Origin of the sequence: Neobacillus massiliamazoniensis (genome assembly GCF_001048695.1) — a bacterium.
GTDB lineage: Bacteria > Bacillota > Bacilli > Bacillales > Cytobacillaceae > Neobacillus > Neobacillus massiliamazoniensis.
Map to the genome: position 1 here is coordinate 40,484 of NZ_CVRB01000009.1, position 13,304 is coordinate 53,787.

13 protein-coding genes are annotated in these 13,304 nt (G+C 39.7%); all 13 read left to right on the top strand.

What is annotated here, in order from left to right; genetic code table 11:
• The first annotated feature begins 116 nt into the window (after nucleotides 1–116).
• The 13 genes from tilS to lysS all read left to right on the top strand — a co-directional run bounded on the left by tilS (nucleotide 117) and on the right by lysS (nucleotide 12,943).
• Nucleotides 117–1,520, top strand: a complete 1,404-nt coding sequence (gene tilS, locus BN1082_RS26635) for a tRNA lysidine(34) synthetase TilS (RefSeq protein WP_090640482.1) — start codon at nucleotides 117–119, stop codon at nucleotides 1,518–1,520.
• Nucleotides 1,517–2,056: a hypoxanthine phosphoribosyltransferase gene (gene hpt, locus BN1082_RS26640; protein WP_218055186.1), complete on the top strand. Its 540-nt coding sequence runs from the start codon at nucleotides 1,517–1,519 to the stop codon at nucleotides 2,054–2,056. The genes tilS and hpt overlap by 4 nt, the downstream gene beginning before the upstream one ends.
• Before the next feature lie 137 nt (nucleotides 2,057–2,193).
• Nucleotides 2,194–4,152 (top strand): ATP-dependent zinc metalloprotease FtsH, encoded by a 1,959-nt coding sequence (gene ftsH, locus BN1082_RS26645; protein WP_090640486.1) that lies wholly within the window; start codon nucleotides 2,194–2,196, stop codon nucleotides 4,150–4,152.
• 154 nt (nucleotides 4,153–4,306) lie between these two features.
• Nucleotides 4,307–5,092 (top strand): type III pantothenate kinase, encoded by a 786-nt coding sequence (locus BN1082_RS26650; protein WP_176699966.1) that lies wholly within the window; start codon nucleotides 4,307–4,309, stop codon nucleotides 5,090–5,092.
• Nucleotides 5,093–5,106: 14 nt separating this feature from the next.
• Nucleotides 5,107–5,985, top strand: a complete 879-nt coding sequence (gene hslO, locus BN1082_RS26655; protein ID WP_090640491.1) for an Hsp33 family molecular chaperone HslO — start codon at nucleotides 5,107–5,109, stop codon at nucleotides 5,983–5,985.
• Nucleotides 5,986–6,010: 25 nt separating this feature from the next.
• Nucleotides 6,011–6,907, top strand: a complete 897-nt coding sequence (locus BN1082_RS26660) for a peptidyl-prolyl cis-trans isomerase (RefSeq protein WP_090640494.1) — start codon at nucleotides 6,011–6,013, stop codon at nucleotides 6,905–6,907.
• Between the two features lie 330 nt (nucleotides 6,908–7,237).
• Nucleotides 7,238–8,167 carry a cysteine synthase A gene (cysK, locus tag BN1082_RS26665; protein ID WP_090640496.1) on the top strand — a complete coding sequence of 310 codons (930 nt, stop codon included), beginning with the start codon at nucleotides 7,238–7,240 and terminating at the stop codon, nucleotides 8,165–8,167.
• Between the two features lie 189 nt (nucleotides 8,168–8,356).
• On the top strand, nucleotides 8,357–9,202 hold the full coding sequence (folP, locus tag BN1082_RS26670) for a dihydropteroate synthase (protein ID WP_176699965.1): 846 nt from the start codon (nucleotides 8,357–8,359) through the stop codon (nucleotides 9,200–9,202).
• The gene (gene folB / locus BN1082_RS26675; RefSeq protein WP_090640499.1) at nucleotides 9,195–9,554 is read left to right on the top strand and encodes a dihydroneopterin aldolase; all 360 of its coding nucleotides are present in this window, start codon (nucleotides 9,195–9,197) and stop codon (nucleotides 9,552–9,554) included. The genes folP and folB overlap by 8 nt, the downstream gene beginning before the upstream one ends.
• A 2-nt stretch (nucleotides 9,555–9,556) precedes the next feature.
• A complete protein-coding gene (folK, locus tag BN1082_RS26680) occupies nucleotides 9,557–10,084 on the top strand; it encodes a 2-amino-4-hydroxy-6-hydroxymethyldihydropteridine diphosphokinase (protein WP_090640502.1) in 528 nt (175 codons plus the stop codon).
• A complete protein-coding gene (locus BN1082_RS26685) occupies nucleotides 10,036–10,251 on the top strand; it encodes a helix-turn-helix domain-containing protein (protein ID WP_090640505.1) in 216 nt (71 codons plus the stop codon). Before folK ends, BN1082_RS26685 begins: the two co-directional genes overlap by 49 nt.
• A gap of 21 nt (nucleotides 10,252–10,272) precedes the next feature.
• Nucleotides 10,273–11,268 carry a tRNA dihydrouridine synthase DusB gene (gene dusB / locus BN1082_RS26690; RefSeq protein WP_090640509.1) on the top strand — a complete coding sequence of 332 codons (996 nt, stop codon included), beginning with the start codon at nucleotides 10,273–10,275 and terminating at the stop codon, nucleotides 11,266–11,268.
• Between the two features lie 193 nt (nucleotides 11,269–11,461).
• Complete coding sequence (gene lysS / locus BN1082_RS26695; RefSeq protein ID WP_090640512.1) at nucleotides 11,462–12,943, top strand: lysine--tRNA ligase; 1,482 nt, start codon at nucleotides 11,462–11,464, stop codon at nucleotides 12,941–12,943.
• Nucleotides 12,944–13,304 lie beyond the last annotated feature (361 nt).

Consider the following 13,304-nt stretch of genomic DNA (forward strand, 5'->3'; position numbering starts at 1 on the left):
TGTTTTTGATAGATAATTTATAATAATGGTAAGCTATAAAGAAAAGCGAAAGCGCCTTGGTCAGGGGCGCTGGAGCTGGACAATTTTCAAAGTCAGATGTTTAAGGAAGAGCGCAAATGTTAGAAGGAAAGGTAGAGGCATTTCTCGATCGTCACTCGTTTACATTAGAACATAAAAAAATAGTTGTGGGTGTTTCGGGGGGGCCTGATTCGCTTGCATTACTTCATTATCTCTTGAGGCAAAAAGAAAAGAGAAGCCTCTCCATTGTAGTAGCACATGTTGACCATATGTTTCGTGGTCAGGAGTCCTTTGATGATGCAATGTTTGTGAAAAACTATTGTGAACAAAATGCCATTCCGTTTGAAATGGCACAAATAAATGTACCTGAAAGAATGAAACTGTCAGGGAAAAGTTCAGAATTAGAAGCAAGGGAAGCTAGATATGAATTCTTTGCAAAAGTCATGAAAAAGTATGGGTATTCCATTTTAGCGCTTGCTCATCACGGAGACGACCAGGTCGAGACGATTCTTATGCGATTAACAAGAGGTAGCACGGGGAAGGCACGTGCAGGGATCCCATTTACCAGACCATTTGAAAATGGAGTAATTTTCCGCCCCTTTTTATGTGTAACAAAGGATGAGATTAAGCAATATTGTAATCAGTACTACTTAGAGCCAAGGATTGACTCGACCAATGAAACAGATCTATATAGTAGGAATCGCTTTAGGAAGAAAGTATTACCCTTTTTAAAGAAGGAAAATGGTCATGTCCACGAACATTTTCAGCGATATAGTGAAGAATTACAAAGTGATGAATCCTTCTTGCAGGAATTAACGGTTCAAAGCATGAATACAGTAATGAAAATAGATGAAGTGAATGGAATATCTATTGATATTAAAAAATTTCTTGAAATGCCTTTGCCTTTACAAAGAAGAGGGATTCAACTAATATTAAACTATCTTTACAAGGAAAAGCCTGCTTCACTTTCCGCAATACATATCGATCAAATTTTATCGTTCATTCATCAGCCTCGGTCCTCGGGACAACTTGATTTACCCAATGGGTTAAAAGTCATTAGGTCTTATTTTGACCTTTGCTTTCAATTTCAAGTAATCGAGTCGGAATCGTATCATATTGAAATGAACGGTCCAGGAGTGGTTGATTTACCGTATGGCGGAAGCATTCAATTGTCCTTAATCGAGAAACCTGTCATTACACACCATTCCTATGCTGTGTTTAATGCAGATAAACTGAAATGGCCGATCACAATCCGCTCAAGGAAAACAGGGGATCGAATGACCTTGAAAGGGATGCCAGGATCAAAGAAGCTAAAGAGCATTTTTATTGATTCTAAAGTTCCACTTTCGGATCGAAATAAGTGGCCTGTCATTACCGATGGAGAAGGATGTATCATTTGGCTTCCCGGTTTAAAAAAATCTTCAGATGAAGGCATGGATGATAAAGCAAATCATTATATATTACTCACATATTTATCTTCTAGGGGGCACAATTTATCATGAAACACGACATTGAAAAGGTGTTAATTTCGGAAGAAGAAATTCAGGAAAAGACAAAGGAACTAGCAGTTCGTCTTACAGAAGAATATAAGGATCGCTTCCCTCTCGCAATTGGTGTCTTGAAGGGTGCAATGCCTTTTATGGCCGATCTACTTAAAGGGATGGATTGCTATCTTGAGATGGATTTTATGGATGTCTCAAGTTACGGTAATTCCACAGTATCTTCCGGTGAAGTTAAAATTCTTAAGGATTTAGATACTTCAGTAGAAGGAAGAGACATTTTAATCATTGAGGATATCATTGACAGCGGTTTAACTCTTAGCTATTTGGTTGATTTATTTCGTTACCGAAAAGCTAAATCCATAAAAATCTGTACACTTCTCGATAAGCCTACTGGTCGAAAAAGCGACATTAAGGCAGATTATGTTGGTTTTATTGTGCCAGATGAGTTTGTTGTAGGTTATGGTTTAGATTACGTTCAAAAATATCGAAACCTTCCATACATTGGTGTATTGAAACCAGAAGTATATAGCAAATAACTTTTACGAAAAGGCTATATTCTTCCTTTTTGGGAAGAATACATAAAAGATTGTTACTAGTTGTAATTGCTTGAATTGGAATGATTTTCTATGATACTATTTAATATAGTTTGTTTACCCGTGGGAGGAGGTAAGAGATGAATCGGATTTTCCGTAATACCATCTTTTATTTATTGATATTTTTAGTCATTATTGGCGTTGTCAGCTTCTTTAATGGAACTAATGAGCCTACGAATCATATATCGTATGATCAATTTGTTTCTTCTTTAGACAAAAATGAGGTCAAATCCTTTACGATGCAGCCAGACCGAGGAGTATTTGAAGTCCGGGGTGAAATGAAAGATACGAATAAAGGGAAAAACTTTATCACTTATGTTCCAAACAGTGAAAAAATTCTTGATCGTATCGATAAATCCCCTGCAAAGGTCGAAGTGATGCCTGCGAAGGAAACAAGCGGATGGGTAACCTTTTTTACTTCCATCATCCCGTTTGTGATTATCTTTATTCTTTTCTTCTTCTTATTGAACCAAGCTCAAGGCGGCGGAAGCCGAGTAATGAACTTTGGGAAAAGTAAAGCAAGGCTTTATAACGATGATAAGAAAAAGGTCCGTTTCAGAGATGTAGCGGGAGCGGATGAAGAAAAAGCCGAATTGGTCGAAGTAGTGGAGTTTTTAAAGGACCCACGAAAATTTGCTGAGCTAGGTGCCCGTATTCCTAAAGGGGTGCTTCTAGTTGGACCTCCAGGAACAGGTAAAACATTACTTGCCCGTGCTGTTGCTGGTGAAGCAGGCGTACCGTTTTTCTCAATCAGCGGATCTGATTTCGTTGAAATGTTTGTTGGGGTCGGGGCATCCCGTGTTCGTGATTTATTTGAGAACGCAAAGAAAAATGCTCCATGTATTATATTCATTGATGAGATTGATGCGGTGGGACGTCAGCGTGGTGCCGGTCTTGGCGGCGGTCACGATGAACGTGAACAAACTTTAAACCAATTATTGGTTGAAATGGATGGATTCGGCGCAAATGAAGGTATCATCATTATTGCTGCGACCAACCGTCCCGATATTTTGGACCCTGCCCTATTACGTCCAGGTCGTTTTGACCGTCAAATCACTGTTGACCGTCCAGATGTCAATGGCCGTGAAGCCGTTTTAAAAGTGCACGCAAGAAACAAGCCTTTGGATGAATCGGTTAATTTGAAAAATATCGCTATGCGTACACCTGGTTTTTCAGGTGCAGACTTAGAAAATCTTTTGAACGAAGCAGCCTTAGTTGCAGCTCGGTTTAATAAAAAGAAAATTGACATGGTTGATATTGATGAAGCAACAGATCGTGTCATTGCCGGTCCAGCGAAAAAGAGCCGGGTAATTTCTGAAAAAGAACGGAACATTGTGGCCTTCCATGAAGGTGGTCATACTGTCATTGGTTTAGTGCTTGATGAAGCGGAAATGGTTCATAAAGTGACCATTGTACCGCGTGGCCAAGCGGGCGGCTATGCCGTTATGCTTCCAAAAGAAGACCGTTACTTTATGACAAAGCCGGAATTACTTGATAAAATCGTTGGCTTATTGGGCGGACGTGTGGCAGAAGAAATTGTCTTTGGGGAAGCGAGTACAGGTGCTCACAATGACTTCCAACGCGCCACAGGAATTGCTCGCAAAATGGTTACTGAATTTGGTATGAGCGAAAAGCTCGGTCCATTGCAGTTCGGTCAAGCTCAAGGCGGTCAAGTATTCTTAGGTCGTGACCTTCATAATGAGCAAAATTATTCTGATGCAATTGCCTATGAAATTGACCTTGAAATTCAGCGGATTATTAAAGAATCATATGCAAGGTGTAAAAAGATTCTTACAGAAAATCGTGATAAGCTTGACTTAATCGCGAAAACATTGCTTGAAGTAGAAACCCTAAATGCAGAACAAATCAAATATTTAGTGGATAATGGGCAATTACCGGACAATCCTGAGGAATTAGCTAAGGTAGATCCAAAGAAAACAGAAGATGTTAAGGTAAACATCAATATAAAAAAGGAAGAGAAGGAGAAAGAGGAAACATCTTTCTTGGACCTTCCTCCTGATGATATTGATTATAAGTAATAAGTAAATGGGGTGCTTCATTGAAGCACTCTTTTTTTTGTCTTATGCCTGTTGGGGCTGGACGAGGCGCTTAAGCTTTTCTTATCATGATTGTCATAATTATGGTATTATGTTTGCAGTTGAAAAGAATAATCTGAAAAAGTGAGTGATCATTTTGATTTTCGTATTTGATGTAGGAAATACCAATATTGTTTTAGGTGTGTATAAAGGGGATGAGCTTTGTCATCATTGGAGGATTGAGACAAATCGTAACCGGACGGAAGATGAGTTTGGAATGATAATAAAATCATTGTTTGAACATGCGGGCCTTTCCCTTTCGGATATTGATGGGATTATTATCTCTTCCGTTGTTCCCCCGATCATGTTTGCCTTAGAGAGAATGTGTCAAAAGTATTTCCATCGAAAACCACTTATTGTCGGCCCTGGTATCAAAACAGGATTGAACATAAAATATGAAAATCCGCGCGAGGTGGGGGCAGACCGAATTGTAAATGCCGTTGCTGCCATCCATGAATACGGAAGCCCGCTGATCATTGTCGATTTTGGAACAGCGACAACCTATTGTTATATCAATGAACAGCGTCAGTATTTGGGTGGTGCAATTGCTCCTGGCATTGGAATTTCAACTGAAGCTCTATATTCAAGAGCAGCAAAATTGCCGCGAATTGAAATCACCCGCCCAGAAGGTGTGATTGGAAAAAATACCGTTGCAGCGATGCAGGCGGGGATTGTGTATGGATATGTGGGACAAGTGGAAGGCATCGTCAAGCGCATGATGGAACAAAGCGAGAAGAAGCCAACCGTAATCGCCACGGGGGGGTTATCCACTTTAATTGCCCAAGAATCAAAGATCATTGATATTGTTGATCCATATTTAACCTTAAAAGGCTTAAAGCTTATCTATAAAAGAAATATGGAGAACCTAAAAACGAATAGCTAGAAAGGAGATAGGTGATGAACGATTATTTAGTAAAGGCACTTGCTTATGATGGCTATATTAGGGCTTATGCTGTCCGCACAACGGAGACAGTCAGCGAGGCGCAAAGGCGCCACAAAACATGGAGAACGGCTTCGGCTGCTTTAGGTCGTACTCTCACAGCAGGGGTGATGATGGGGGCCATGCTTAAGGGAGAGGAAAAATTAACAATAAAAATTGACGGCGGAGGTCCTATTGGCGTCATTCTTGTTGACAGCAATGCTAAGGGTGAAGTCCGCGGTTATGTTTCCAACCCTGAGGTAGATTTTGAGGCCAATGAACTTGGAAAGCTTGATGTCCGCCGTGCGGTTGGTACTACGGGCTCCTTAACGGTTGTCAAGGACATCGGCTTGCGTGACTTTTTCTCCGGTCAGATTCAGCTTGTTTCAGGAGAATTAGGGGAAGATTTCACCTACTATTTTGCTACGTCTGAACAGGTACCTTCTTCGGTTGGTGTTGGCGTTTTAGTGAATCCGGATGATACCATCTTGGCGGCAGGCGGTTTTATTTTTCAATTGATGCCTGGTATTGAAGAAGCAGTCATTACAAAAATAGAGAATCGCTTAAAAGAGATTCCACCCATTTCTAAGTTAATTGAAAAAGGATTAACTCCTGAAGAAATATTGACAGAGCTTTTTGGCAAAGAACAGGTAAAGATATTGGAAACCATTCCTGTGAAGTTTCAATGCACATGTTCGAAGGAGCGTTTTGCTGATGCGATTGTTAGCTTGGGGGCAGCAGAAATTACCGATATGATTAATGAGGACGGTAAGGCGGAGGCTCACTGCCATTTTTGCAATGAGAGATATCAATATTCTAAAGAAGAATTAGAAGAGTTGCGAAACGCAGCGAAATAAATGTTTTTATGGGGGGAGGAGTAGTTTGAAAAAACAGCAGCTTTGGCTAATCATTGCCGCCTTATTGCTACTAAATGTCTTTACGTTTACCTTTTTTCTTTCGAAATCGAAGGAAACGAGCGGAAATGCTTCCGAGAACGAGGTAATAGCCAATGTGGGGAAGAACACGATTTCACGTCAGCAATGGCTTGATGAACTAGTAGCGAGATACGGAAAAGATGTTCTAAAAGATATGATCGATCAACAAGTCATTAAAAATATGGCAGAAAAATATAAAATTCAAGTATCAGATCAGGAAGTAGAGCGGGAATATAGATTACTGGAAACCACTAATTACTCTCCTGGGAACAATAAAAATAGGGATGAAAAAAAGTGGAAGGAGCAAATTCACAATACCCTTCTTCTTGAAGAAATCCTGACGAAGGATGTTGTCCTCTCAGATAAAGATATGCAAGCTTATTATCAAAAAAATAAAGCTCAATTTAATATTCCGACTGCTTATCACTTATCCCAGATTATTGTTCCAACAAAGGAAGAAGCAGTTAAGGCAATAAAAGAATTAGAACAAGGATCGAACTTTTCTGCTTTAGCCATGGAACGTTCAACTGATCAGTTTTCAGCGAATGAAGGCGGAGATATTGGTTACATAACTGAAAATGATGAGCGATATCCTGCTGAATATATTCAGTCAGCTAAAAAGCTGAAGTCAGGAGATGTCAGCTCCCCGATTAAGGTCGACCAAGGATACGCAATTGTAAAGCTTGAAGGAAAAATAACGGGCAAGGATTATTCGTATAGTGAGGTAAAAGAGCAAGTTCGCAGGCAAATGGCTCTTGAGCAAATAAAAACACCGGTCTCAGCAGGAACTTTTTGGAAGGAAGCAAATGTAGACTGGGTTTATGGGAAAAAGGGTACAAACTAGTCAGAGGCTGTCATAAAAGAGTCTACCCCTTCACAAAACACAATATATCTCGGTTGAATTAGAGTATATTGTGATTGAAAGGTATGACCTTTTGGGCAGTCTTATTTTTAATAATTTGTCTGTGTTAAAGGTCATTGTTGATTTTTAAAACTATGTTGATTGGAGTGAAATGCCCGCCGAAAACGAAGCGCCTGGAACTCAAATCAACAGGCAAGTTTAACACAGCCAATAATTTATCAAAATATTAGGGAAAGTAATTGACAAAACAAGCATAATACTGGTAAATTGTTAATAAATCCAATCAAAATACTCGGAATAGGGGTGCCCTAAATGGTTCGTGTAGCAAATTCAGTTGCCGATCTAGTCGGTCAAACGCCAATTGTTAAGTTAAACAGAATAGTAGACGAAAACAGTGCTGATGTGTATTTGAAGCTTGAGTATTTTAATCCAGGTAGTAGTGTAAAGGACAGAATTGGTTTATCGATGATTGAGGCTGCTGAAGAACAAGGTTTAATAAAACCGGGTGCTGATACCATTATTGAGCCTACGAGTGGAAATACCGGTATTGGTCTTGCTATGATTGCAGCCGCAAAAGGTTACAAAGCAATTTTTGTTATGCCTGAAACAATGAGCTTGGAAAGACGGAACCTCCTTCGTGCTTATGGTGCTGAGCTTGTATTAACACCAGGACCAGAAGGAATGAAAGGGGCCATTGCTAGGGCGGAGGCATTAGCTGCTGAACATGGTTATTTTATGCCGCAGCAATTCAAAAACGAAGCCAATCCTGAGGTTCATCGAAGAACAACAGGGAAAGAAATTGTTGAGCAAATGGATCAACTCGACGCATTTGTTTCAGGAATTGGCACGGGAGGAACGATTTCGGGAGCAGGCAGCGTACTACGTGAAAATTTCCCGAATGTAAAAATATATGCCGTTGAGCCGCAGGATTCTCCTGTCCTATCCGGTGGTAAACCAGGTCCTCATAAGCTTCAAGGACTTGGTGCAGGGTTTGTTCCTGATACTTTAAATACAAAGATTTATGATGAAATTGTTCAAGTTGGAACGGAAGAGGCTTTCGCTGCATCAAGACGCGCAGCAAGAGAAGAAGGAATCCTTGGAGGAATTTCGTCAGGTGCCGCTATTCATGTGGCGTTACAGGTTGCGAAGAAGTTGGGAAAAGGGAAAAAAGTGCTAGCAATCATTCCGGATAACGGCGAACGTTATTTAAGTACATCACTTTATCAATATGAAGCTGAATAAAACCATAGAGGTGCTGGCGTAGTTGGCCGGCGCCTCTTTTTTGTAAATGCTATGTTAAAGCTTAATGTTGATATTGCTCTATGTTGATTGGAGCGGAAATCAACAGTCAAGTTTAAAAGAGCCTTTGCGAAAAAAATAAACCTTTTGTATGATGAAACAAGACAAGATTTTTTTAGGAAGAAAAAGGGGATGAAAGCTGTGAATGAACAGAAAATCGATTGCGGTCCATATACCTTAGACATTAGCAAAAAGACGATGGTGATGGGAATATTAAATATCACACCGGATTCGTTTTCGGACGGCGGAAGGTTTAATGATAGGGAGAAGGCTGTTCTTCAAGCAAAAGAAATGGTTGCAAATGGTGCTGATATTATTGATATTGGCGGAGAGTCTACTAGACCGGGATTCGCAAAGGTTCCTTTGGAAGAGGAGCTCAGACGCGTTATTCCCATCATCGAGGCTATTTCAAAGCAAGTTAACGTACCGATTTCTATCGATACATATAAAGCGGAGGTTGCTAAACAGGCAATTGAAGCAGGAGCCCATATCATTAATGATGTTTGGGGGGCAAAAGCAGATGAAAGAATGGCCGATGTAGCAGCAGCGTACAATGTGCCAATAATCTTAATGCACAACCGCCATGATCGAAACTACTCTTCTTTTTTCCGAGATGTACTCAATGATTTATATGAAAGCATTGCAATAGTAAAAAAAGCCGGCGTAAAGGATGAGAACATTATCTTGGACCCGGGCATCGGTTTTGCGAAGGACTTTCACGAAAATATCCTCATGATGCAACATTTAGATAAGCTTACGGCAATTGGCTATCCTGTCTTGTTAGGCACTTCCCGAAAATCCATGATTGGTACGGCACTGGACTTGCCTGTGAACGAAAGAATGGAAGGGACGGGTGCGACCATTTGTTATGGAATTCAACAGGGGTGTAAAATCATTCGTGTTCATGATGTTAAAGAAATGAGCAGAATGGCCAAAATGATGGATGCCCTAATGGGAAAGGGTGAAGGTATTGGATAAAATATATGTGGATCGAATGGAGTTTTATGGCTACCATGGTGTCTTTCCAGAGGAAAACCGTCTCGGGCAGCGCTTTGCAGTTGACCTCACTGTTTCCTTGGATTTAAAAAAAGCGGGAGAGACAGATGATCTAGATTACTCCGTTAATTACGGCGAGCTTTATCAAGTTTGTAAAGAAATTGTTGAAGGGAAGCCGTACAAGCTGGTTGAATCAGTTGCTGAAAAAATAGCAGGCAGCCTGCTGCAGCAATTTCCTCTTATTGAGGAAGTAAAGGTTAAAGTGATAAAACCAGATCCGCCAATACCGGGCCATTACAGGTCTGTAGCAGTAGAAATTACAAGGGGTAGATAATAGTGGAAAATTCGGCATTTATTGCTCTTGGATCAAATTTAGGAATTCGGTATGATTATTTAATGAATGCTATCAAGCTATTAAAGCATGATACCAAAATCCAGTTAGTAAATATTTCTTCGATCTATGAAACCGACCCTGTCGGATATGAAGATCAAGATTTATTTTTAAATATGGTAATAGAGATCAAAACGGATTATAATGCTCAGGAGTTATTAGATGTGTGTTTAAATACTGAAGCAAAACTTGGTAGAAAAAGGGAAATAAAATGGGGTCCCAGAACAATAGACCTTGACATTCTCCTCTTTAACCAAGAAAATATTGAAACAGAGAAGCTAATGGTTCCTCACCCGCGCATGCATGAGAGGGCCTTTGTACTGATTCCTTTGCTAGAGATTCAATCAGACCTTTTCATTCCAAGGATGGAAAAGCCTCTTAAAACCTACTTAAATGAATTAGCAGACAAAGAAGGAGTGCGAGTATGGAAGCAGAAAAATGGGGAAGACGTATCCGGGCCTATCGAAAACTAAAGGGTTTTACCCAAGAAAGCTTTTCAAAGCAATTAGGTGTTTCTGTATCAATCATGGGGGAGATTGAGAGAGGAAACCGTCTGCCGGGAGAAGATTTGCTTAAAAAAATCCAACAAACTTTAAATATAAGCTTAGATGAATTAGCACCACCAAGTGAAGATTATTAGAATAGGAGAGGAGAGTATTTCGTGTTAAAAATCGGCGATATTGTTATGAAAAACCCGGTTGTTTTAGCACCGATGGCCGGTGTCTGTAACTCCGCCTTCCGGTTAACGGTTAAGGAGTTTGGCGCAGGACTGGTTTGTGCTGAAATGGTCAGTGATAAAGGCATCGTGTTTAAAAATGAAAAAACCATGAATATGCTGTATATGGATGAGCGAGAAAAACCGCTCAGCTTGCAAATTTTTGGCGGTGAAAAAGAAACATTAGTAGAAGCAGCCCGATTTGTTGATCAAAATACCAATGCGGATATTATTGATATTAACATGGGTTGCCCAGTACCGAAGATTACAAAATGTGATGCGGGAGCAAAATGGCTTCTTGATCCAAACAAAATCTATGAAATGGTTTCTGCTGTTGTTGATGTTGTTGAAAAACCAGTTACTGTAAAAATGCGGATGGGCTGGGATGAAGATCATATTTTTGCCGTTAAAAATGCCCAAGCAGTCGAACGTGCGGGCGGTAAGGCAGTTGCTCTCCATGGTCGTACACGTGTGCAAATGTATGAAGGGAAAGCAAACTGGGACATCATCCGTGAAGTAAAACAATCCGTTAACATCCCTATCATTGGCAATGGCGATGTGCAAACACCTCAGGATGCAAAAAGAATGCTGGATGAGACAGGTGTTGACGGCGTGATGATCGGCCGTGCAGCCTTAGGAAACCCATGGATGATTTACCGTACTGTTCTATACCTTGAAACAGGGAAACTAATGGATGAACCATCTGTTCGCAAAAAAATGGATGTTTGTATCCTCCACTTAGATCGCTTGATTGCATTGAAAAATGAGGATATTGCTGTTCGGGAAATGCGCAAGCATGCGGCTTGGTATCTAAAAGGGGTCCAAGGAAATGCAAGAGTTCGGAATGCTATCAATGAGTGTGACACAAGAGATCAATTAGTTACGTTATTAAACGATTTAGTTTTAGAAGTAGAGGAAAAAGAACAGGCTCAAGTCATTTGACATAAAGAATCTTTTTTTCTATAATTTTGTAAAAGATTGAACTGCCAGTAGGACTGGCAGTTTTTATTCTATTTAGAACTTTTTTAATGTCTGAACCTCTTAAATTGTGTAAAATATAAAGTATATAGAAAAATTAATACTTTTGTTTGTGTAGAATTCTACATCATAAGAAACTATTGGAGTTGATTAGGAAATGAATTTGGAAGAATTAAATGACCAATTGCTGGTCAGACGCGAAAAAATGGCTGCCATGCGTAAAGAGGGACTTGATCCTTTTGGTAAGCGTTTTGAACGCACTCATAGTGCGATGGATTTGATTAATCAATATGGCGACCTTGATCACGATGAACTGGAAGCTAAAAATATATCCGCTATACTAGCGGGACGCATCATGACAAAACGCGGAAAAGGGAAAGCTGGGTTTGCTCATATTCAGGATTTATCTGGCCAAATCCAAATTTACGTTAGACAAGACGCGATTGGGGAAGAACAATATAACATTTTCGATTCTGCTGATTTAGGGGACATTATTGGGGTTTCCGGAACGGTATTTAAAACAAAAACAGGTGAACTTTCTGTAAAAGTACTGGATTTTACGTTTTTGTCGAAGGCACTTCGTCCATTACCAGATAAATTTCATGGCTTAAAGGATATTGAGCAGCGTTACCGTCAACGCTATCTAGATTTAATCATGAATCAAGAAAGCAGAGAGACGTTTATTGCTAGAAGCCGTATTATTAGCGAAATACGTAACTATTTAGATGCACATGGCTACCTGGAAGTTGAAACCCCTATGTTGCATGCAATTCCAGGAGGCGCAGCTGCACGTCCATTTATTACGCATCACAATGCCCTTGATCTTCCGTTTTATATTAGGATAGCCCTTGAACTTTATTTAAAGCGGCTGGTTGTCGGAGGATTTGAAAAAGTATATGAAATAGGCCGCGTATTTAGAAATGAGGGTGTTTCGACTCGTCATAATCCAGAATTTACAATGATTGAGCTCTATGAGGCATATGCCGATTATCGAGATATCATGAGCCTAACTGAAAACTTAGTTGCCCATGTTGCTCAAAAAGTTCACGGCACAACCAAGATTCAATATGGGGAGTATGAGGTTGATTTAACGCCAGAATGGACAAGACTCCACATGGTTGATGCGATTAAAGAATATACCGGTGTAGATTTATGGAATGTTGACCTAGAAGAGGCACGCCGATTAGCGAAAGAAAACGGTATCGAAATTAATGAACATATGCTTTATGGTCATATCGTAAATGAATTCTTTGAACAAAAAGTAGAAGAAAAACTAATACAACCGACGTTCATTTATGGACATCCAGTGGAAATCTCTCCTCTTGCTAAGAAAAATGATGAGGATCCAAGATTTACTGATCGCTTTGAACTATTTATCGTAGCTCGTGAACATGCGAATGCCTTCACAGAGTTAAACGATCCAATCGATCAAAGAGAGCGTTTTGAAGAGCAATTAAAAGAGCGTGAACAAGGAAATGATGAAGCACATCCAATGGATGAGGACTTCATTGAAGCATTAGAATATGGAATGCCTCCAACAGGTGGATTAGGAATCGGAATTGACCGATTGGTCATGTTGTTAACAAATTCTCCATCTATACGTGATGTTCTATTATTCCCGTTAATGCGTAATAAATAAATGGAAAAAGTGCCGGACAAACCGGCACTTTTTCATTTCTAGCAGAAAATAAAAATTTAGAATATTATTTCTTTAAATAAACCTATTGCGCTTCGCTTTGTATGATGATATATTAGTATCCGTTGCTGTGAAACAGTTAGGCAGCAACAAAAAAAGAAATAAAAAAAGTTATTGACTTTTAAACGATAACTTGGTAAGATAATATAGTCGCTTTCGAGCGATGATAAAGATTGCTCTTTGAAAACTAAACAAACAAAAACGTCAACAAACAATAATTATTCACTTCATTTAATGATGTGAAGCCAACGTAAATTTCGAGCTAAATCAACTTTCTTGGAGAGTTTGATCCTGGCTCCCATAG

Coding starts and splice junctions, on each gene's coding strand:
- lysS (WP_090640512.1), top strand. CDS start 11,462: ATGAATTTGGAAGAATTAAATGACCAATTGCTGGTCAGACGCGAAAAA.
- ftsH (WP_090640486.1), top strand. CDS start 2,194: ATGAATCGGATTTTCCGTAATACCATCTTTTATTTATTGATATTTTTA.
- folP (WP_176699965.1), top strand. CDS start 8,357: ATGAAAGCTGTGAATGAACAGAAAATCGATTGCGGTCCATATACCTTA.
- hpt (WP_218055186.1), top strand. CDS start 1,517: ATGAAACACGACATTGAAAAGGTGTTAATTTCGGAAGAAGAAATTCAG.
- hslO (WP_090640491.1), top strand. CDS start 5,107: ATGAACGATTATTTAGTAAAGGCACTTGCTTATGATGGCTATATTAGG.
- tilS (WP_090640482.1), top strand. CDS start 117: ATGTTAGAAGGAAAGGTAGAGGCATTTCTCGATCGTCACTCGTTTACA.
- cysK (WP_090640496.1), top strand. CDS start 7,238: ATGGTTCGTGTAGCAAATTCAGTTGCCGATCTAGTCGGTCAAACGCCA.
- BN1082_RS26685 (WP_090640505.1), top strand. CDS start 10,036: ATGGAAGCAGAAAAATGGGGAAGACGTATCCGGGCCTATCGAAAACTA.